The organism is Maribacter aquivivus, from assembly GCF_900142175.1.
Lineage (GTDB): Bacteria > Bacteroidota > Bacteroidia > Flavobacteriales > Flavobacteriaceae > Maribacter > Maribacter aquivivus.
Genome location: NZ_FQZX01000002.1, coordinates 671,132 through 691,996, shown reverse-complemented (window position 1 = coordinate 691,996; position 20,865 = coordinate 671,132). Strand labels below are relative to the sequence as shown.

The following is a 20,865-nucleotide window of genomic DNA, read 5'->3' as shown; positions in this document are numbered from 1 at the left end:
TTATGTACATAAACAATTGTTACCGCCAATTAAAAGAAAATAGTGCAAGAAACTGAACGCATATCGAAAGAATTATTAGGAGAAGAAGCTTCCATCTGGTTTACGGAACAACTTAATGATTTAAGTATATTGATAAAGGCTCCAATCAATACGTGTAAATCATTAATTAAGGACTGTGGAGCTGAAATAATAATAGGAAAAGATAATACTTTAGCTAAACCAATTATCCATACAGGTGTAAGGATATTTGATGATAAGATTAATCCATTACTATTAACTGGTGCTCATAGATATCGTGAAGAAAATAAAGCTCTTATCAAAATTCTAAAATCGGAATCATGTTTAGTTGGATTGTATAGTGAATTAGGTGTGTTGGTAGCGACAGGTCAAGTCGTTTTTAACTCAGATACCCAAAAAGTTATTGAAATGATTGGTAGTTTAGAGAGTCTATTCTTTGGTGGTTTTACCACAGAAGTTACGGATTCTCTCGACTCTTTTGACTATACAATTGATGATACAAGACAATTTAAAAATCCATACTCAATTGATTTAATGACTTTAGACTGTGAATTTAAAGATTGGAATCATATTGACGCTCATTTTGTTGGGTTAATGGAGCAACCACAGACAAGAATTGACGATATAGAAGAAGGAGCGACTTTAGAGAAACACGTTTGGTTTTCAATTGAGCGTTTATTTTCTTTTAATATTTATTTAAACCCCAAGTTTAAAAATAGTAAAGGTGATAAGGAATTAACCGACATTCTTGCCTTTTACGATTTAGGAATTTTTCTAATTGAAACAAAAGGACTTTCCATTTTTGCTCAGACTAAAGAGAAATCAATGGATAAAAAAGTTGCGACTCTTCAAAAACATATTAAGAAAGCAATTAAGCAACTTATTGGCGCAACGGAAAACATTGAAAGAGGAACTGAGTTCTTTAACTCTAAGGGAGAAAAAATAGAATTTAAGAGAAATATAGTTCCTCATTGTATTGTTTTAGTTTCTGAGTTGCTTCCATTTGGCGACTGGGAAAACATTCAAAAGGAAATTCTAAGAACAATGAGGGAAGCAAAAATATATTTAAACGTATTGGATTTTACAGAGTTTATGACCTTAGTTAAAAACACTAAAGGTAAAAAAGAGTATCTTGACTATTATCTAATGCAAAGGACTGAAAAGTTTGTTGAGCACGATAATATACATCTAAGAAAATTAATAACTGGCAGTGACAATGTATTAAAATAATGGCTAAAATAGTAGTAAAACCAAGTGTTGTAGCCCGCTTCAACTTTCTTATATCTTGACAGGAAAGTGCCACCCAGTCGGCTACTATTCTTATATTAACCGTTTCCAGAAATTTGAAAAGAAAATACAAACCAAATAGCAGATTAATTATAATCCTTTTGAAGGAAAATCTAATATTCATAATAAGTATTATTGTTTTCACCTCTATCCATTTTTATTTTAAAGGGGTTACAAATTTTGAATACTCTCCATTACTCATCAAAATTTTTATTTTTGTAGTACTAGTTTGGAATATTCCAGCCATTATACTTTTAATTCATTTCTATATCGAAAATAAAGACACAAAATTCGAAATAGACACGGAATCGGATGTAATTATAATTGAAGTTAAAGGATTAACTAAGCAGTATAAATTAAGTGAAATAGATAAATCTACTTATAACTTAGGAATTTATCACAAGAATAGTATTGATAATAAGGGACGATTTAAAATGCATATATCCGACTTTGGCTACTGGGCAATACAATTTAATAATGGTGACAAATTCTATTTCACAAATCTATTACACGACTTTTTACATGATAAACCTTTCATAAAAAAAACTAAATATAATTATTGGTTCTTTCCCATTATAAATAAACATATAGCTCATAAATAAAAAAAAATCATAAAGAGGCAATGAAAATAGTTGTAATAAAAACTTTTGGTAACAAAATCTAAACGTAATGTGGACTTTAGGGCAAAATCGAAAGGTCTGTATATATTTATAATGTCGCTAAATCTTATGGATTTAGCTTTGGACAAGAAAAATTAAAACGAAACAAAAAGCTTTAGCTTCGTGCGCAGACGGAAACGAAAAGTTTCCTTACTTCCGCACTACGTATAGCTCAGGCGTTGTAACACATTTAAAAAAAAATCCAAATTGAGATATTTATTCTTCATATCTACTCTTCTTTTACTTGTTAGTTGCAAGAATAATAGACTTGAATTTGATTCTAAAGAGTGGAAATCTGATAAAATTGGACACAATAATGTTAGAACGAATATGACGGAGGATTTGATTGACTCAAAATTACTAATTGGAATCAAAATGGATTCGGTTGTTAATTTACTTGGAGTTGAATATTATCCAATGAAATCTGACTTAAACAGAAAAGTACTTTTTACGATTAAAGAAAGTTATGGATTTGATATAGACCCATTGTATTCTTCTTACTTAATTGTTGAAACTGATACAATTACCAAAACAGTTCTAAACGTTGAATTTACGGAAACAGAAGATAAACGGAATTTAATAGAAAAGATGTTTACTGAATAAAAAACGTGTTACAACAAAGCTTAAACGTTATGTGGACTTTAGGACAAAATCGAAAGGTCTGTATATATGTATAATATCGCTAAATCTTATGGATTTAGCTTTGGACAAGAAAAAGTAAAGCTTAATAATAAGCTTATGCTTCGTGTTTAGAAGGAAACGAAAAGTTTCTTTACTACCTGCACTAAGCTTAGCTCAAGCATTAGCAAATAGTTTGAAAAAAATAGTATTCATATTAATATTTACGTTTGCTGTTCAAATTTCTTTTGGACAAAAAAAAACATGGGTATTCCCTAAATTCGAATTCTCAGACTATATATCGCCTAAGGATACTGTAGCCAGTAGTTTCGTAAAAGACCTTCAATTGGAATATGATTACGGAATAATTGATATGACAGATACTCTGAAGGAGATAAGAATAATAGCTTTTCGCGACAACAAAGCCTATAAGATTAGGAAAAAAATGGACTTGTCAAGAGCCCATAAAAAACTAAAAATCAAGAAAGTCAGAAAAAAAAACTTAAAATTGGTTAAAGACTTACTCAAAACAACGGACTCTCTAAATATTACAGAACTTCATAATGTCGGTATCAATAACACAAGTAATGATAAATACGTTTATGACCGAATCCAATGGACTTCTAATTTTGTATTATTTTCAAAACAAAAACAAATAATATTCCGGTGCAATCGGACACACAATCATGGAGATACGAAACTGTTAAATAACCAGCATGACAAGTACATATATTTTGTGCATAAATTTTATCCCATCTTCAACCGTGGATAAAACTATTTGCTAACAAAGCCTAAGCGTAATGCGGAGTTTAAGGCTAAATCGAAAGGTCTGTGTATATTTATGAAGTCGCTAATCCCGATAGCAATGGAGAATGGATTTATTTTAAAGCAAGAAAAATAAAACTAAATAAAAACCTAGTATACTCCTGTATTAATTATAATTAAAGGTTTGGACCAATTTTAATGAATTCAAAAGAATATTCTACAATTTTAAATATTCCTCTTCAGGAAAAAGAGGATTCCCAAATATTACGTGGTGGAATTTTTATGTTAATCATTTCTGTTATAATTAATCTGCTTGATTTAAAATTTGAGATACTTATTGTTTTACAATTTATAATTTCTGTTTTTTCTGCCTTGTGGGCCATTCATCGTGCAGAAATTTTGAACAGGAACAAATTTTTTTGGGGAGTTTTGGCTTTCTTGTTTCCTCCAATTATATTAACCATCCTCGGGTTTTTGAAAACTAATATAAAAATTAGTTCAATTAGTAATTTGGTTAATGAATATCGAAAAAAGTATGAATTAAAAACACAAAATATTGATTTTCCTCAAAAAGATAAAATTGAATTAAAATCAAAAATATATAATGAACTTTCATCTGAATTAAAGCAAGATATTTCTATTGAATTAAAAAAATTAAATATTCAACCTGAAAATATTAATACTGTTTCTCCAAGCTCCTTTACAGTTGGGGTTGGCGGACTCATTGCTTCTTTATTTTTAAAAAATAGCGCAACGCAAAAAAGCACCATTAATAAGGCTAAGCTTGGTTATATCTTCAATGTCATAGTATTGATTCTTTTAATTTCTGTTTTGATTTATATTATAATTCATGGGTGATCAAACAAACATGTTTAAATAACATCTGAAATTAACACGAACTCAGCATTTAGACGCTAAAGTGTTTTTATATTTATATTATCGCGAAATTTTGGCGATAAGATTTAAAAGTGGTTTCTATTTGAAAATGGTACTCACGGGGTTGACTATGTAATTTTAGTAAGTTGAAAGGAGTAAATGAGGCTTTATGAATTGATAACATTCTAATATTAACCAAACTTATAAAATGAATAAAAATATCATGGAATTTTTCAAAGAGATACTCACAATTATAGTTGGTATTTTGATTGCACTCTACATCAACAATTGGAATGAGGATCGAAAAGATGCAAAATACATTAATAAAATATTTGTATCAATGGATAAGGAATTGAAAGAAAGTAATGACGATATCAAGAAAAAAATGCCTCAACAACAAACACTTATCGACACTTTAGGTTTTTACAAAAAGAATGATTCAATTTCTATTTTCGATGTAATGATGAAAGTCAATGGAGTTCAAATACCTCAAATTAGAATTAGTTCTTGGAAAGCAATTTCTAGTTCAAAAATTGAATTGCTGGAATATGAGAGAGTTTCCGCTTTGGCAAATATTGAAGAGCAAAAAGAGTTATTATTATCTAAAACTCAATATTTAATGAATTTCCTTTATCCAAATATAAAAGACACCAGTTTTGACAAAAAAGAACTTATAATGTTTATGATGAAGGATATTATGGTTACGGAAAGAGATTTACAAAAGGAAATTGAGATGGCTATTCAAGATTAATTGATTGCTATTTAATAACCTGAGATTTAAAGAATATGTTTTGATTAAAATACTTAAAAAGCTAAGTTGGTTATTACTTTATTTACTGTTCAACACGGTATTGTTTTTCATTGAAGTAAGTATTTTATTTGATACCAATAACTCAAGTAATAGTGGTATTTCAGGATTTGATTCAATAGATGCTCTATTAGAAGGTTTTAATGCTTTTTTTGATGTTTTGCAAGGCATGGCACTACTATTCTTTTTCTATGCATCTATAGCCTCGGCTATTTTTGCTTTACTACTATTTATTCCCGTACAGCTATATTTTATAAATCGGAAATTTAAAAACCATAGCAGGAAGTTTTTATACAGTTTATTGGCTTCTTTTGCTTTAGTGATATTGTTAAAATTGCCGAAGTATATTTTTATGTTTATAGAAATGACTTATTCGTAAAACTACTTCAGATTGTTTTTTAGTTTAACTTGTTAGCTAGATAATATTCGTACTTATAAATTACATAGTAATGCACATCACTCAAGACTGGAAGAAGATAAGAACACATTTCAATAAGAGTTTCAGTTCAAATTTTCATATTTCCGTTGCCTCTGTAGACACAGAGAATAACCCGACTGTAACACCAATTGGTTCTTTGTTTCTGAATGATAATCAAACAGGATTTTATTTTGAAAAGTTTCCGAAGAAATTACCACAGCACGCAAAAAAGAATAAAAATGTCTGTCTTCTTGGAGTAAACAGTAGTCGGTTCTTTTGGCTTGGAGCATTGTTCAAAGAAAAGTTTTCTGACTACCCGGCTATAAAATTATATGGTAAGCTTGGCGAGAGAAGATTAGCGACAGATCAAGAAACAAAACGACTCAACCGCAGAATGCGAATGACTAAGGGACTTAAAGGGAATACGTATTTATGGGGTAAAATGGAATATGTACGTGATATCAACTTCACTAAAGCAGAGAAAATAAATTTGGGTAAAATGACAGCAGGTTTATAAAGTATAGCGAGAGTTTTGCAATGGTAATTTTTAATTATTAAATGTGCCCCTTAGCTGTAAATAAGGAGCACAAAAAATAAATAATACTAGTGGTGTTCTTAAATAACCCCAAGTTTATAGAACTCTTCTAATTGCGAATTACAGCTAAAATTAACCTCTAAATCTTTTATTATCCCTGTACCTACGCCATATACCCAACCATGTAAAAATAGTTCTTGTCCTCTTTCCCATGCATTTTGTACAATAGAAGTTTTAGCGAGATTATAAACCTGTTCCATAGCATTGAATTCAACAAAACGGTCAAAAAGTACCTCTTCATCAGTTATATCTCCTAGCTCTTTTTGATGTTGCCTGTAGACATCTCTAATATGGCGGATCCAGTTATCTGCTAATCCGTAAGATTTGCTTCCCATAGCAGCTTTTACACCACCACACCCGTAATGTCCACAGACAATAATATGTTTAATTTTTAGCACATTTACTGCGTAGTCTAAAACACTAAGCATGTTCATATCTGAATGTACCACCATGTTGGCTATGTTTCTATGTACAAAAACCTCACCTGGTTTACCCCCAATTATTTCGTTTGCAGGTACTCGACTATCTGAACAACCAATCCACAATAAAGGTGGTTGCTGTCCTTTCTCTAATTTCTTGAAAAAATCTGGGTCATCATCTAATTTAGATTCGACCCATTTTTTATTATTTTCAATCAAGCTTCTGTAAAAGTCTAATTTCATATTCTTTTCTTTATACTATTAATGCTCTAAATGGAATACTTGGTGTCCGAAATACTTTCTAAAACTTTCCGGATTATCTAAAGTTTCCTTTTCTGCAATCATTTTAATATTAATGTTATTATTCTTCGCCTTAATAGAAAATTCATCTAAATATTCAAGAATATCGTAGTCAAGTACCTTTGTTTTTCTAAAATCCAATTCAAGATAAGAATCGCTTTTCAAGGCATCGAGCTCTTTCATGATTGGACCTTTGTTGATAAAGGTAACCTCTTCGGCAAAATTAATGTGAAATATATTTCTTTTACCGTTATTCTCCTTTACTAGCAATTGGTGAGAGTTATAATAAGACTTTAAGAGAACTACAATTTAACCTACTGTTAACCCTATTAAAATACCCTTTAATAAATCTGTAGTTACAATACCGATTACCGTTATAATAAATGGAATAAACTGTGCCTTACCCAATTTATACATTTGAATAAAAGATTTAGGACTAGCAAGCTTAAAACCTATAACCAAAAGAACACTAGCTAAAACAGCTTGTGGTATAAGATTCAGTAGGGTAGGGATTGCAATAACACTTATAAGGATCAGTATACCATGTAAAATGGCAGAAAGTTTGGTCATGGCTCCGCTCATTACATTTGCAGAACTACGCACGACAACTTGGGTTATAGGTATACCGCCAATTAAACCAGAAACACTATTTCCAATACCTTGGGCGATCAATTCTCTATTAGTGGGTGTTTGTCTTTTTAAAGGATCAAGTTTATCTGAAGCCTCTACACTCAATAAAGTTTCTAAGCTTGCTACGATTGCAATGGTAAAGGCTATTATATATACCTTTTTATCTGTCAATGCAGAAAAATCAGGTAGTGTAAATTGTCCCATAAAAGAAGCTACATCATTTGGTATAGGTACGCTTACTAACTGACTTTCATGTAGTTCAAGAAAACCAGATTTCCCGAAAGTGATGTAAATTACTATTCCCGCAATTACAGCTATTAAGGGAGCAGGAACGAGCTTAAAAAGTTTACTCTTTTTTGCGAGTATACCATCCCAAATCAATAATATGCTTAATGAAATTATGGTAATTAATATGGCACCAGGGGTAATTTGGTCATGCAAACCACTTAAATCAATTCTGTCGGTATTGACATCGCCACTAAAGCCAAATGCTAGAGGAATTTGTTGAACGAAAATCATGATCCCTATGGCGCATAACATACCTTTAATTACCGCAGAAGGAAAGTAATATCCAATTACGCCCGCACGAAATATACCTAGTAGAATTTGAATGATACCAGCCAAAATTACAGCGGTAAGAAAAAGCTCGTAGCTTCCTAAATCAGCAATAGCATTAAACACAATAACGACTAAACCTGCAGCCGGACCGCTGACCCCTATGGATGAACCAGAAAGATAACCAACTAAAACACCACCAATTAAACCAGCTATTAGCCCTGCAAAAGGCGGTGCTCCACTTGCTAAAGCTACACCTAAACATAGTGGTAATGCGACAAAGAATACAACAAGACTTGCGGGTAAGTCTTTTTTCCAATGTTTGAATAAATTCATGAAAATTTTAGATTTGAATATATTAGAGATAGTCCCCAAATGATATGAAATACCTTTAGGAGATTTATTTTAATAATTAAAATGAAGTACTTACTATTAGTTGTGCAGTAAGTGAAAAGTGAATTATTAGCCTATATATTCAGGTGGAGGTGTAGGTTGTGAGATTTCAATAATTTTAAAAGCCAAGTTTAGCTTTGTATTAATCATAAAATTATTGGAGCTTAAATAAGCTTTTAAAAGATGCTTTTCTCGGCTAGGTATGTCTATATCTATAATTTCTTCATCAATATCAGATTCAGATTCATCTTGATTATCTTGTTGTTCCGTATCAAAAACAAGAGCATTGTCATCAGAATACTGAGACAATAACTCATTGGTTAGCCCTAAACTAAAAACAAGCAATAAAATGCTAGAAGCAATATATTTATGGAAGATTTTCAATTATCTGAAAAGTAAAATATTGAATATGTTGAATTATTCTCGTTAAATGTAGATATGTGTTATTAATATTTTACTAAAATTATGTTAAACAATAATGTTAATTAAATTAATTTTAGAAATAAATAAATTAATTGCGAATATCGTAATCGCTAAATTTGTGGTTATGTGCTTTTTAAATTGAAGTATGCTAGCGCTATAAGTAATTTATAAGCGGTATTTTTAATATTCACAAAAATAAGAACAGCTTGAAACAGTCCATAGCACGTGTAGCATTAGTAGTCGGTGATTACGATAAAGCTATTAAATTTTACACCAAGAAATTAGATTTTAATCTAATAGAAGATACAGATTTGGGCGATGGCAAACGTTGGGTAATAGTAGCTCCGCCAGGGTCTAATGAATGTTCGTTAGTATTGGCAGAAGCAGCTAACGAAAAACAATTGGCAAGTGTGGGCAACCAGACGGGCGGGCGTGTTTTTCTATTTCTACATACCGATGATTTCTGGAGGGATTATTACAAAATGATGGAACGTAAAATCAAATTTGTTCGTTCTCCCGAAAAAATGCCTTATGGTATGGTAGCAGTTTTTGAAGATCTATACGGCAACATGTGGGATTTATTAGAGCCTATTAAAAATCTACAACAAGAGCAGCAACAGCAACAACAATAAATTAGTCGCTTTATCACTACTAAAACATGTGGAAATATCTTAAAAGCATATTCAATTTCAAAGGTCAAATGCCTTTGACAGGTTTTAGTACTTCTAAGGACATTTTTACATTGAAAAATTTGTTGTGTGGTATTGGTAAATCTGAAATTCGGGAACAGGAAATTCTAATAAGCGATTATCCTTTTGAGCCATCAGCTGTTTATCCTACAGCACTAATTTCCGCAAATGATATCGAATGTATATCGGTCGATTTTACAGTGTGTAAAGTTTATGTACAAAACGATATCATTTTTATTTCAGCAGAATACAAGGAGAAATTGAAACAGTTTGCTGAAAGTAACAATATTAGACTCATACTTCAAAGTTGGAATTGGGATTGGATTCTAGAACCTTATCTAGATACCGAATTTACCAAAGAAAACGAAGAACGTTGTTTGGCAAGACTCATAGAAAACGGATTCACATCTCTAGAGGTAGATACTATTAGAGCAGAAGTAAAAGACCAGATGTATGCCTATAATTTTGATACCATGTTGTGGGATTGGTGCAGCTTAGGTTTGTCTGATGTTCTTTCTGCTATGCGCGCTAAATATTCTAAAAAGGAGTTTAGAATATTTTATAAAAGAGCATTGGAGATTGAAAAGCGCTCTAAAATAAGTAAGTAGATTTTTTGTAATTAATCTTTATCTTTAAAGAGACTAATTACAAGCCATGCAAATTCCTGAAATCCCCAATTTAATACACTACGCCATTCCGTTTTTTACGGTAACTGTAATTCTAGAAGTTATTCTATCAGTAAAGGTTAAGCTACATGATTATGAGTTTAAAGACGCCGGTACTTCTATTCTTATGGGTTTGGGCAATGTGGCAATTGGTTTGGTAACTAAAGGCATTGCATTGGGCTTCTTTTATCTTTTATATAATTTTTATCATCTGTTTGAAATTCCCTTTGCATGGTGGTCTTGGTTGATTTTACTTTTCGCAGAAGATTTATGCTATTATTGGTTTCATAGAACTAGTCATGTTAGCCGGTTTTTTTGGGCGAGTCATGTGGTGCATCATTCCTCAAAAAATTACAATTTAAGCACCGCATTACGGCAGTCGTGGTCTGGCGGATTTTATACCTTCATTTTTTGGACTCCTTTAGTACTCATCGGTTTTCACCCGGTAATGATATTGGTACAGATGTCGGTAAGCCTTATCTATCAATATTGGATTCATACTGAAATGATTAAGAAAATGCCCAGGTGGTTTGAAGCCGTTTTTAATACACCGAGTCACCATAGGGTTCACCATGCCACCAATCCGCAGTATTTAGATAGAAATCATGCCGGAGTATTTATTATTTGGGATAGGTTATTTGGCACTTTTGAGCCAGAAGTTGAAAAGCCTGTATATGGTTTGGTAGCGAATATTAATACGTATAACCCTATTAAAATTGCTTTTGGAGAGTGGTACAAAATGTTGACCGATTTCTTTACTTCAAAAACCACATGGGGGAACCGGTTCAAGTACTTGACAAAACCACCGGGCTGGAAACATGATGGTACTAGTATTCTTTCTACAGATTTACGAAGAGAGTGGGAGGAAAAGAACTAAAGTTTGATTTTGCATTTTAATTGAATCATCATGATAGAAAAGTATAAAGTACATATTCCGCAATGTGATATCGATGATTTAAATGAACGAATTAAAAGCGCCAGATGGCCAGATGAACTCAACAACTCCGGTTGGTTGTACGGCACCAATTTAGGATACTTAAAAGAACTGTCAGATTACTGGAGCACAGATTTCAGTTGGCGAGCGGTGGAAGAAAAAATTAACTCTTTCCCCAACTTTATAGCAACCCTATCAGGTAGTAAAATTCATTTTCTCCACATAAAAAGCACCAAAAAAAATGCGGTTCCATTAATAATTACTCATGGCTGGCCAGGTTCATTTCTAGAAATGCTCAAGATAATAACCTACTTAAATAATTCTGATGAGTTGGCTTTTCATTTAGTAATACCCTCTATTCGTGGTTTCGGTTTTTCCGAAAAGCCTTTAGAAAAAGGGAATGACTACGGGGCAAATGCTAAATTGTGGCATCAACTCATGCAAGAACTTGGCTATATTAACTATGGAGTACAAGGTGGTGATATAGGTGCAGGTATAAGTATAAAAATGGCACAATATTATCCGGAGAACATTATCGGACTTCATTTAAATTATATTTCCGATTCCTATAAACCATTCCCGAAAGACCAAGAAAAGTGCAATAGGGAAATTGAAGCATACAAGAAATATGTCAAAGAATGGACAGCTTCTGAAGGGGCTTATGCTTTAGTTCATAGCACAAAACCACTGTCTTTGGCATATGGCTTAAACGATTCACCAGTTGGATTATGTGCTTGGATTATTGAAAAATTTCATGCTTGGAGTGATAATGATGGTCAATTGAAAAATTGTTTTTCTAAAGATGAATTATTGGCAAATGTAAGTTTGTACTGGTTTACGCAAACTATACATTCTTCTATAAGAATGTATCACGAAATTAGCAGTAATCCACTACATTTCAATGAAGACGATTATATAACTGTTCCTGTTGGTTTTGCTAAGTTTCCGAAAGAAATTCCTATACCGCCCAGGTCTTATTTGAAAAAAGGATTTAATATTGTCCACTGGTCAGAATTGTCAAAAGGAGGTCATTTTCCTGCTATGGAACAACCAGAAATTCTTGCAAATGATATTATAGGTTTTTTTAAAAATCACTGTATTTCTTATTGATGTATCTAGGAAAATAGAAATGTATTTGTAACATAACTGGTGAATAGTAGTCATATAAACGGTAATTAAGTTTTTTAACAAAATATGAGCAATAAGCTAATAGCATATATAGGAATTTTAGGAGTTAGCTTGTTCGCCATTGCGGCAATTGTTGGTCCGTTATTAATTGATAATTACAGTGTAGTAAGTCAATATATTAGTGAATCTTTTGCGTCTGATACTGCATATGGTCGGTATTTGCAGTACTTTGGATATGTGCCTAGCGGAATTCTCATTACTATTTTCTGTTTTAGTTCACCTAAGTATTTACCAAGTTCAAAATTGGTGCTGGCAGGTTTTCTTGGGTTGGCATTGTTCTACGGATTGGGAACCATACTAGTAGGATTATTTCCGTGTGATGCCGGATGCCCAACAAATGTGGTAGATTCTAGCCTATCACAACTCATCCATAACGCCATGGCATCGCTCACCTATATATTCTTTCCTATTTGTTTAATTGGTATTGGGCTAGGTTTAAAGAAATCTGAGAACTACAATCGCTTATCTCAAATAGCCATGGTTACGGGGATTGTAAGCGCAATTTTTATCTTCTCGCTATTCTCTAATCCCGAATCTGGTTATAGAGGTATTTTACAACGTATAATAGAAACATGTTTCATCGTATTTATAGTTTCTAGTGCTTTGAGAATTGGCGAGGGTTCTGAAGGAAGAAGTACATAGTATGAAGTAAAAAGTACTAAGTGTAAATTGTTGATTATATAATATTTAGTAAGAAGTGCAAAGTGTCAGGTTCAAAGCACACTGAGGGTAGCAAAAGTAAACGTGTTACATTAGAACAGATATCTTAGCTGCACTCGCTATGACGAACAACCAACAACCAACAACCGACAACCGACAACCGACAACCAACCAACCAACAACTACTCCTTATAAACCACTCCATCTTTCATCACAAAAGATACATTTTTAACAGCTGAGATATCTTGTATAGGATTTCCTTTTACGGCAATAATATCAGCTAGGAAACCTTTTTTTAAGCTACCTAATTCATTTAAATGAAACATACTGGCATTACCAGATGTTGCAGATTTTAAGACAGCTAAAGGCTTCATTCCGTAATCGACCATCAATTCCATTTCACGATAATTTTCTCCATGGGTAAAAACACCCACATCACCACCAAAAACAATTTGTACACCAGAATCCAATGCCATTTTAAAAGACTTGCGTTTCTGCTGAATACGTTCAGGTTCTGGGTCTGTTGCTTTGTTCCACCCTCGATATTGAGTTATGGCATCGCCAGCAGCAAGAGTAGGGCATAGACCGATACCTTTATCTTTCATCATTTTAAAAATTTCAGGTGTACCACCATCACCATGCTCAATAGTTTCAACGCCACCGAGAATTGCTCTTTTCATTCCTTCGGGAGTACCGGCATGGGCAACCACATATTTTCCTGCAGTAGTAGCGGTCGCAACCATAGCATTAATTTCTTCTTGTAAAAATGTCGCTTTAGAATCGGCTCCTGGTGTCCAACGATAATCGGCATATATTTTAATTAAATCTGCACCATTACCCATTTGTCTACGAACCGTTTCAATGCATTGATCAACGCCACTTGCTGCTTCAGCACCTAATGGTACAGTTACACCGTCATGAAATCCTTTTGGGCCGTATGCTCCTGTAGCAACAATTGCGGGTCCGGCAACCAATAAACGTGGTCCGTCTATAATCCCCTTATCAATAGTTTTCTTTAAATAAACATCCGTATAACCGGCACCTTCGGCACCCAAATCTCGCATGGTGGTTACACCGGCCATTAAAGAATTCTTTACATGAACGGTACCTCTAACTGCACGTTCAACATGCGATTCTTTTAACACCTGGTCATTCCAATCCGTTTCATTGTATGGGTGTAATAAAACATGCGAGTGACCTTCGATAATACCAGGCATTAAAGTGCTGCCAGCCAAATCTATTTCTGTGGTGTTGTTTGGTAGACTTATTCCGTTCGCACTACCTGCATAAGTAATTTGATTTCCTTCAACCAAAACCACCCAATTGGTATGTAATTCTGTACCATCAAATACCTGGTCTGGTTTTAAGAGTGTTTGAGCATTACATAGACTTATGGAGAGTGAAAAGAAAAATAATATTGATTTCATAAAAGTAGTTTGTTTAGTTGGCAATGGCAGAATTTAATAAGTTATCTAAGTCAATTTTAGTATGTTGGTTGCCATTAGAAAGCACCATAAAGATGTCTTTGGTGTTTTTAATATTTTCTAACGGGTTGGTATTTAGTAAAACAATATCAGCAATTTTACTTTCAGAAACAGTTCCGTAATTAGAATCTTGTTTTAAAAATTTAGCGCCGTTATAAGCAGATGATTTAAGTGCATCTAAAGGAGAAATTCCGGTAGCGACCATGGCTTCCATTTCTTTATGTAATGAAATACCTGGGTACGTGTAACTGTTATATGCTCCGCTATCTGATCCTGCCAAAAGAGAGACTCCGTTTTCATTCAATTTAAACGCAAGTTCGCCGAAAAAATCATCAAGAGCTTTACGGTCTGCCACCTGTTGTTCGGTCGAATTTTTTACACGGTCAATTCTACCTTTGTAGGTTTGTTGAATTCCGTTACTCATATACTTTAAATAGTCATCATTAGTATGGTCAACTTCATCTAAATAGCTGAGCACTACGCCAATATGAAGCGTAGGTACTACAAATACGTTTTTAGATTTTAAATGCTTGAATGTTTTAAAAGCGGTCGCATCAGAATATGAAGATTGGAGTAGAGGCATGGCATCCCAAAATCCAATTTCTTTATTGATCAATTGTTGGGTAATTTCTTTCTCTTGAGAAGAAGAGCCTTTCATGATGTAATACAAATGTTCTACAGCATCAATTCCGGCCTCAATGGTAGCGTCAAGTTCAACAGTAAAAGGCATATGACCAGATGTAATCAAATTTCGTTTCTCAGCTTCCTGTATCACCTTTAAGTAATTCTCAGCAGAAATACGGCTATCATAAATTTTCACAAAGTCTGACGGTATAGCTTGCAAAGAGTCTAAAGCCTTAGAAATATCTTCATCAGTATCTACTTCTAAAGAACCGGCCCAAGTGCCACCTGGTCCGTCAATTTTTGGTCCCGATGTAAAAATGGTAGGTCCTACAAGTTCATTGTCTGCAATAGCTGTTCGCCACTCTAAAACAGACGATGTAAGATCGCCACCAGCATCGCGAACTGTTGTAATACCGTTAGCCATAAAGAGTTTTAAGAAGTTCTTGTTTGCGCTGATTAAAGAATCGCCACCTCTAAAATGCGTGTGATTATCCCAAAAGCCAGGTACTATAAATTTACCAGTTGCATCAATAACAGATTTAGCTTCTATGGTAGTTAAATCAGCATCAGAAGTTATTTTAACAATTCTGTTATCGTTAATTAGGATGTTAGAAATAGAAACAGAACCATCTTTAAGATGAATAAGATGACCATTTTTTATGATTATATCATAAATGATTTTCGGTTCAGATTTGCATGATAAAAGAATTGATATGCAGTATAAGGCTATGCAAGTCTGTTTTAATTTTATTGAAATATGCATGTTGATTTTAGTTGGTCTAGAAAGGTAGAAATAATTACTTATTTAATAATTGTCTGATCAAGATAAAAACAAAAATCAACAAACTATAACCTATAAAAAACGGGATGATATATGCTTTTATACCCAATACTAAAAACAACCCAATGAGTAATAGTTGAAAGCCTAGCCCAAAGGTAGATACCGCTGTCATTAACCAATTGGGTTGATACTTTCCTTTTATGGCATTTTTATCAAGACTATAGATGATTCTGTCATATGGACCATAACAATAGCTATAAATCTTATATAGTATGTTAACGGTTTGTTGATTTTCACCATGTAGGGCATTCGGAGTTTTATTCTCAAATACTCTACTTGTACTATCGCCATCATGTCTATTTCTTAAAATTACATAATAGTAATTGTAGAGCGTTCCTTGTAATTCAAGTCCTATGAATGCTAGCAGCACTAAGTAAATGCTAACATTGGTAATTTGCCAAATAGAAAGCATGAAAAGCAGATTTAGTATAAAATCTGAAATTGAATCAAAGTACCTACCAATATGTGACGGGGTATTCTTCAATCTAGCTAGTTCGCCATCTGCGGCATCTAAAACAGATTTAAATATTAAGAAAATTAATGCTGACCAATAAAAGCCGTTTAAAATAGAAACAATTGCCAAAAGTCCGCAGAACGTAAAGGCTAATGTTACGTGTATTGGTGTAAATATGGTTGTTTTTAAACGGTTAGCAATTAAAAAGGCAAGTGGTCTACCGTAATCAGATAAATCTAAGAACTGATGTTCTTTAGGTAATTTAGACATTCAATATATCTTCGGGAAAACCAATAACGGAAACACGTTGGCTTGGTACACCACAAAAGAGAATGTAAAAATAAGGTTTAATTAATAATTAGGTAATACTAATAGTATGGGGTAAATTCATTTTATATAACTATTTCTTAGTCTGCCAACCTCCACCATTTCTATATTTAAGGTTTTCAGCGGCATGCTGTATTATTTCTTTAATTCTTTTATTTCTAGTTTCTTGCCGTTTTGCTTGGTTTAAAAAATACAGATAGCTTTTACGTTGGCTATGGGTAAAGTTCATAAAATTGTCAAATGCTTTAAGGTTTTTGTCAAATTCTATTTGTAATTCTTCAGGTATAATTCCATTTTCTACATCGTCTAAAGAAGTCCAGGAACCATTCTCCTTAGCAATTTTTATAGATTCTAATCCTTTAGCATGCATTAAACCATTAGATTTCAATTCTTTAATATGTTCTTTATTTACTTTGCTCCACACACTTTTAGGTTTTCTAGGACAAAAATATTGGCGTCTTTTTCCATCGCCCAAACTTTTTACGGTACTATCAATCCAGCCATAACACAATGCAACACGCACAGCTTCTTCCCAGCGCATGCTTTCATTTTCATGGGCAACCGAATAAAAAATAAGATGTACTCCCAAATGATCAGAATGGTTATTGTGTAACCAATTTTTGAATTCAATATCATTTTTGAAATATAACTCGGGTTTATTTATCATAATTCTATTAAATGGGTATTAATTTATTATAAATGTACAATGATTAACACAGAAAGTATTGGTTAATACAGATGCGCGCCCTATTTTTATGCTTTCTAAAATCAACTAAACAACAACAATTTACGTATGAAAAAAATCTTCATCGCGCTGCTTTTGGGCTTTGCGCTTATTATTGTCTCATGTGGTGGCAATAAACGAGAGGGAGAACCAAAAGTATTGGTTTTTTCAAAAACAATGGGTTTTAAACATGGATCAATACCGGCAGGTGTTGCAGCAATTCAAAAACTAGGCTCAGAAAACGGATTTGTAGTCGATACTACCAAGAATGCAGATCTATTTACAGATGAAAATCTTAAAAAATATTCTACAGTCATTTTTCTAAGTACTACGGGTAACGTTTTAGACCAAAATCAAGAAGCAGCTTTTGAACGCTATATTCAAGCAGGCGGTGGTTATGTAGGTATACATGCTGCGGCAGATACTGAATATGATTGGGGTTGGTACAATGATCTCGCAGGAGCTCAATTTTTAAGTCATCCAAGAGGAATGCCAACGGCAGATTTCATTATTAAAGACAAGAATTTTAAAGCTACACAGTTTTTTACCGACTCCGTGTGGACCAGAAAGGATGAATTGTATAACTACAAAAACATCAATCCTGATATAAACGTTCTCATGACTTTAGACGAGTCAACTTATGAAGGCGGTGCAAACGGAGATTTTCATCCTATTGCGTGGTATCATGATTTTGATGGCGGACGCGCATTTTATACAGGAGGCGGACATGCTGATGCCAGTTTTTCTGAAGATTTATTTTTAAAACATTTGTTAGGCGGAATTCAATATGCAATTGGGGAAAACTTGAATCTAGACTATTCTAAAGTAACAACTCAAATGCCACCAGATGCAGATCGTTTTGCAAAAGTTACGTTAAGTGAAGGTCAGTTTTTTGAACCTACTGAAATGGCTGTACTTCCTAACGGAAATGTATTGGTAGCACAACGTAGGGGAGAGGTAATGTTATATAATGATGATACAAAAGAACTTAGCGAAGTGCTTAAGCTTGATGTCTATAGCAAAACATTGAACACACCCGGTGTTAATGCAGAAGAAGGATTAATGGGCTTACAAAAAGATCCAGATTATGCCAATAATCATTGGATATACCTGTACTATGCACCTACAGGAGATAAATGGGTAAACAGATTATCACGATTTAAGTTTGCAGATGGTAAATTCGATGTAGCATCAGAGCAAGTAATTATGGATGTAGATAGCCAGAGAGAGATTTGCTGTCATACTGGTGGTTCCATAGCTTTTGGTCCAGATAACTTACTATATCTTTCAACAGGTGATAACTCAACACCGTTTAACGAGAAAGGTGTAAAATATGTAAATAACGGATTTGCACCTTTAAATGATATACCAGGTCATGAGCAGTTTGATGCGCGTCGTTCTTCAGGTAATACAAATGACTTACGTGGTAAAATACTTAGAATTAAAGTAAAGGAAGATGGTTCATATGACATACCTGAAGGAAACCTATTCCCGGTAGGTACAGATAAAACAAGACCAGAGATTTATACTATGGGGCATAGAAACCCGTATAGAATATCTGTAGATATGAAGAGAGGATATGTGTATTGGGGCGATGTTGGTCCTGATGCTCGCGCAGATAGTTTAGGCACTAGAGGTCCAAGAGGATATGATGAAATGAACCAAGCTAAAAAAGCAGGTAACTTTGGCTGGCCATTGTTTATAGGTAACAATTTCGCCTATAATGCATACGACTATGAAACAGGTAAAACAGGAGCGGCATTTGATCCTGAAAAACCTATAAATAACTCTCGTAATAATACAGGGTTAACAGAATTACCGCCTGCAATGCCGGCGTATGTGTATTATCCGTATGATGATTCTCAAGATTTTCCGCAAACTACCACAGGTGGTAGAAATGCAATGGCAGGTCCTACATACTATTCAGATATGTTTGAAGGTGATGAGAAATTACCGAGTTACTATGACGGTAAGGTGATTATTTATGATTGGATGCGTGGATGGATGTTCGCCGTGCATTTAGATGAAAACGGAGATTTCAGTAAAATGGAACCGTTTGCTCCCGAGGTTAAGGTCAATAACTTAATTGATATGGAAGTAGGTCCTAATGGTAAAATCTACCTATTAGAATACGGTAGTGGTTGGTTCTCACAAAATGCTAATTCTTCTTTAGGGTATATCCAATTCAATGGCGGAAATAGACCACCATTAATCAATGAAGTAACTGTTAGTGAAACAGCAGGAAAAACTCCTTTGACAGTTAATGCAACGGTAGAAGCAAGTGATCGCGAAAATGATGCTATAAAGTATATATGGGATTTTGGTAATGGCGATACCAAAGAAACTACGGAACCAAATGTTAGCTACAGTTATGCAGATGCTGGTGTTTATAAGTTGAAGGTTACCGTTGCAGATGATAAGGGAGAAGAGGCAATTAGCGAAAGCACCAGTATTGTAGCAGGTAACTCAAGACCAGAAGTAGCTATTTCTTTAGGGGGTAGTACACCAGCTTTCTATTTGCCAGGTCAGAAAATAGCTTATGATGTTTCCGTAACAGATCCTGATGGTACTGAAATAGATGCAAACAATATTTTTGTAAGTGTTGATTATTTAGAAGGAATGGATAAAGTAGCTATGAATATGGGCCATCAACAAGTATCCGCAGCAGTTACTGGTAAAGCGTTGACTCAAGCAATGGACTGTAAAACATGTCATAAAGAAGCAGAAGCATCTATAGGTCCAAATTACAAAGATGTTGCCGCTAAGTATAAGGAGCGTAAAGATGCTTTAAAGTACTTGCAAGGTAAAATTAAAACAGGTGGTAATGGTGTTTGGGGAGAAGTGACTATGCCAGCTCACCCTAATATAACATCAGATGAATCTAGACAGATTGCTTTATATATTCTTTCCTTGAACGGAGACGGTAAGGAGGAAAAATCATTACCTGCAAAAGGTACTATAACAGCAGCATCGTCTGCTCCAGGTAATATGCTGGTAATTACAGCTAGTTATACCGATGCAGGTGCCGAAGGTACCATTCCGCTAACAGGTTCTAAATCTGTCGTAATACCAAGTAGTACTGTAAAGTTCAATGACAAAATGAAGGTGGACGGAATGCAAGCAATGCAATTTGGAGGAATGGACATTCTACTAGTAGGGAAATCTACAGGATGGTTTATGTTAGAAAACATGTCGCTAAAAGGAGTGAAATCTGTTTCGCTTACCGCAGGATGGCAGGCAGCACCTACCATGTACTTTGATTTCGAAATACATGAAAACACGGCAGACGGTCCAGTAATTGGTACAGGTAAATTAACAGCCCAACCAGAGGGTTCTCAAGGAACAATGATTACCATTCCAATAACTGGAACAGTTTCAGGTGACGGACCATATTATGTGACGTTTAAAGGGGAGGAAGGTAAAGAGCTTTCTCAAGTAGCTTTCACAGGGGCTATTTTTAAATAGAACTCAGATATATTGAATTTAAAAGCCCGCTATATAGCGGGCTTTT

18 protein-coding genes and 1 pseudogene are annotated in these 20,865 nt (G+C 33.9%); 12 read left to right on the top strand and 7 right to left on the bottom strand.

What is annotated here, in order from left to right; all coding sequences use genetic code 11:
- Positions 1 to 42 precede the first annotated feature (42 nt).
- The 6 genes from BUC31_RS13545 to BUC31_RS13510 all read left to right on the top strand — a co-directional run bounded on the left by BUC31_RS13545 (position 43) and on the right by BUC31_RS13510 (position 5,966).
- Positions 43 to 1,248 (top strand): hypothetical protein, encoded by a 1,206-nt coding sequence (locus tag BUC31_RS13545; RefSeq protein WP_073245022.1) that lies wholly within the window; start codon positions 43 to 45, stop codon positions 1,246 to 1,248.
- A 1,091-nt stretch (positions 1,249 to 2,339) separates the two neighbouring features.
- On the top strand, positions 2,340 to 2,567 hold the full coding sequence (locus tag BUC31_RS20130) for a hypothetical protein (RefSeq protein WP_139251968.1): 228 nt from the start codon (positions 2,340 to 2,342) through the stop codon (positions 2,565 to 2,567).
- Positions 2,568 to 2,709: 142 nt separating this feature from the next.
- Positions 2,710 to 3,354 carry a hypothetical protein gene (locus tag BUC31_RS13530; RefSeq protein WP_073245016.1) on the top strand — a complete coding sequence of 215 codons (645 nt, stop codon included), beginning with the start codon at positions 2,710 to 2,712 and terminating at the stop codon, positions 3,352 to 3,354.
- Between the two features lie 191 nt (positions 3,355 to 3,545).
- The gene (locus BUC31_RS13525; protein WP_073245014.1) at positions 3,546 to 4,205 is read left to right on the top strand and encodes a hypothetical protein; all 660 of its coding nucleotides are present in this window, start codon (positions 3,546 to 3,548) and stop codon (positions 4,203 to 4,205) included.
- Between the two features lie 226 nt (positions 4,206 to 4,431).
- On the top strand, positions 4,432 to 4,974 hold the full coding sequence (locus tag BUC31_RS13520; protein ID WP_073245012.1) for a hypothetical protein: 543 nt from the start codon (positions 4,432 to 4,434) through the stop codon (positions 4,972 to 4,974).
- 506 nt (positions 4,975 to 5,480) lie between these two features.
- Positions 5,481 to 5,966: a hypothetical protein gene (locus BUC31_RS13510; RefSeq protein WP_073245008.1), complete on the top strand. Its 486-nt coding sequence runs from the start codon at positions 5,481 to 5,483 to the stop codon at positions 5,964 to 5,966.
- A gap of 98 nt (positions 5,967 to 6,064) precedes the next feature.
- Here the strand turns inward: BUC31_RS13510 and can are convergent, their stop codons facing one another.
- From can to BUC31_RS13495, 3 genes and pseudogenes are all read right to left on the bottom strand, one after another.
- The gene (gene can, locus BUC31_RS13505) at positions 6,065 to 6,706 is read right to left on the bottom strand and encodes a carbonate dehydratase (RefSeq protein WP_073245006.1); all 642 of its coding nucleotides are present in this window, start codon (positions 6,704 to 6,706) and stop codon (positions 6,065 to 6,067) included.
- A gap of 18 nt (positions 6,707 to 6,724) precedes the next feature.
- Positions 6,725 to 8,284, bottom strand: a pseudogene (locus BUC31_RS13500) (SulP family inorganic anion transporter).
- 126 nt (positions 8,285 to 8,410) lie between these two features.
- Complete coding sequence (locus BUC31_RS13495; protein ID WP_073245004.1) at positions 8,411 to 8,725, bottom strand: hypothetical protein; 315 nt, start codon at positions 8,723 to 8,725, stop codon at positions 8,411 to 8,413.
- A gap of 245 nt (positions 8,726 to 8,970) precedes the next feature.
- On the opposite strand from BUC31_RS13495, the gene BUC31_RS13490 reads away from it, so the two are divergent.
- From BUC31_RS13490 to BUC31_RS13470, 5 genes are all read left to right on the top strand, one after another.
- Positions 8,971 to 9,396 (top strand): VOC family protein, encoded by a 426-nt coding sequence (locus tag BUC31_RS13490; protein WP_073245002.1) that lies wholly within the window; start codon positions 8,971 to 8,973, stop codon positions 9,394 to 9,396.
- 26 nt (positions 9,397 to 9,422) lie between these two features.
- The gene (locus tag BUC31_RS13485; protein WP_084135042.1) at positions 9,423 to 10,061 is read left to right on the top strand and encodes a hypothetical protein; all 639 of its coding nucleotides are present in this window, start codon (positions 9,423 to 9,425) and stop codon (positions 10,059 to 10,061) included.
- 46 nt (positions 10,062 to 10,107) lie between these two features.
- Positions 10,108 to 10,995: a sterol desaturase family protein gene (locus BUC31_RS13480; protein WP_073245000.1), complete on the top strand. Its 888-nt coding sequence runs from the start codon at positions 10,108 to 10,110 to the stop codon at positions 10,993 to 10,995.
- A 30-nt stretch (positions 10,996 to 11,025) separates the two neighbouring features.
- Entirely contained in the window at positions 11,026 to 12,162 is a 1,137-nt protein-coding gene (locus BUC31_RS13475) for an epoxide hydrolase family protein (RefSeq protein WP_211573870.1), read from the top strand.
- An 84-nt stretch (positions 12,163 to 12,246) separates the two neighbouring features.
- A complete protein-coding gene (locus BUC31_RS13470) occupies positions 12,247 to 12,882 on the top strand; it encodes a DUF998 domain-containing protein (RefSeq protein ID WP_073244996.1) in 636 nt (211 codons plus the stop codon).
- Positions 12,883 to 13,082: 200 nt separating this feature from the next.
- On the opposite strand, the gene BUC31_RS13465 is transcribed toward BUC31_RS13470, so the two are convergent.
- From BUC31_RS13465 to BUC31_RS13450, 4 genes are all read right to left on the bottom strand, one after another.
- Positions 13,083 to 14,327 carry a metal-dependent hydrolase family protein gene (locus BUC31_RS13465; RefSeq protein ID WP_073244994.1) on the bottom strand — a complete coding sequence of 415 codons (1,245 nt, stop codon included), beginning with the start codon at positions 14,325 to 14,327 and terminating at the stop codon, positions 13,083 to 13,085.
- 13 nt (positions 14,328 to 14,340) lie between these two features.
- A complete protein-coding gene (locus BUC31_RS13460; RefSeq protein WP_073244992.1) occupies positions 14,341 to 15,771 on the bottom strand; it encodes an amidohydrolase family protein in 1,431 nt (476 codons plus the stop codon).
- A gap of 34 nt (positions 15,772 to 15,805) precedes the next feature.
- Entirely contained in the window at positions 15,806 to 16,573 is a 768-nt protein-coding gene (locus tag BUC31_RS13455) for a CDP-alcohol phosphatidyltransferase family protein (protein ID WP_073244990.1), read from the bottom strand.
- Positions 16,574 to 16,703: 130 nt separating this feature from the next.
- Positions 16,704 to 17,297 carry a YdeI/OmpD-associated family protein gene (locus BUC31_RS13450; protein WP_073244988.1) on the bottom strand — a complete coding sequence of 198 codons (594 nt, stop codon included), beginning with the start codon at positions 17,295 to 17,297 and terminating at the stop codon, positions 16,704 to 16,706.
- A gap of 126 nt (positions 17,298 to 17,423) precedes the next feature.
- Between BUC31_RS13450 and BUC31_RS13445 the strand changes: the two genes are divergently transcribed.
- Entirely contained in the window at positions 17,424 to 20,819 is a 3,396-nt protein-coding gene (locus BUC31_RS13445) for a ThuA domain-containing protein (RefSeq protein WP_073244986.1), read from the top strand.
- Positions 20,820 to 20,865: the final 46 nt, after the last annotated feature.

Excerpts from the sequence above, each read along its gene's own strand:
- BUC31_RS20130 (WP_139251968.1), top strand. The coding sequence starts at position 2,340 with ATGGATTCGGTTGTTAATTTACTTGGAGTTGAATATTATCCAATGAAA.
- BUC31_RS13525 (WP_073245014.1), top strand. The coding sequence starts at position 3,546 with ATGAATTCAAAAGAATATTCTACAATTTTAAATATTCCTCTTCAGGAA.
- BUC31_RS13520 (WP_073245012.1), top strand. The coding sequence starts at position 4,432 with ATGAATAAAAATATCATGGAATTTTTCAAAGAGATACTCACAATTATA.
- BUC31_RS13510 (WP_073245008.1), top strand. The coding sequence starts at position 5,481 with ATGCACATCACTCAAGACTGGAAGAAGATAAGAACACATTTCAATAAG.
- can (WP_073245006.1), bottom strand. The coding sequence starts at position 6,706 with ATGAAATTAGACTTTTACAGAAGCTTGATTGAAAATAATAAAAAATGG.
- BUC31_RS13485 (WP_084135042.1), top strand. The coding sequence starts at position 9,423 with ATGTGGAAATATCTTAAAAGCATATTCAATTTCAAAGGTCAAATGCCT.
- BUC31_RS13480 (WP_073245000.1), top strand. The coding sequence starts at position 10,108 with ATGCAAATTCCTGAAATCCCCAATTTAATACACTACGCCATTCCGTTT.
- BUC31_RS13475 (WP_211573870.1), top strand. The coding sequence starts at position 11,026 with ATGATAGAAAAGTATAAAGTACATATTCCGCAATGTGATATCGATGAT.
- BUC31_RS13470 (WP_073244996.1), top strand. The coding sequence starts at position 12,247 with ATGAGCAATAAGCTAATAGCATATATAGGAATTTTAGGAGTTAGCTTG.
- BUC31_RS13465 (WP_073244994.1), bottom strand. The coding sequence starts at position 14,327 with ATGAAATCAATATTATTTTTCTTTTCACTCTCCATAAGTCTATGTAAT.
- BUC31_RS13460 (WP_073244992.1), bottom strand. The coding sequence starts at position 15,771 with ATGCATATTTCAATAAAATTAAAACAGACTTGCATAGCCTTATACTGC.
- BUC31_RS13455 (WP_073244990.1), bottom strand. The coding sequence starts at position 16,573 with ATGTCTAAATTACCTAAAGAACATCAGTTCTTAGATTTATCTGATTAC.
- BUC31_RS13450 (WP_073244988.1), bottom strand. The coding sequence starts at position 17,297 with ATGATAAATAAACCCGAGTTATATTTCAAAAATGATATTGAATTCAAA.
- BUC31_RS13445 (WP_073244986.1), top strand. The coding sequence starts at position 17,424 with ATGAAAAAAATCTTCATCGCGCTGCTTTTGGGCTTTGCGCTTATTATT.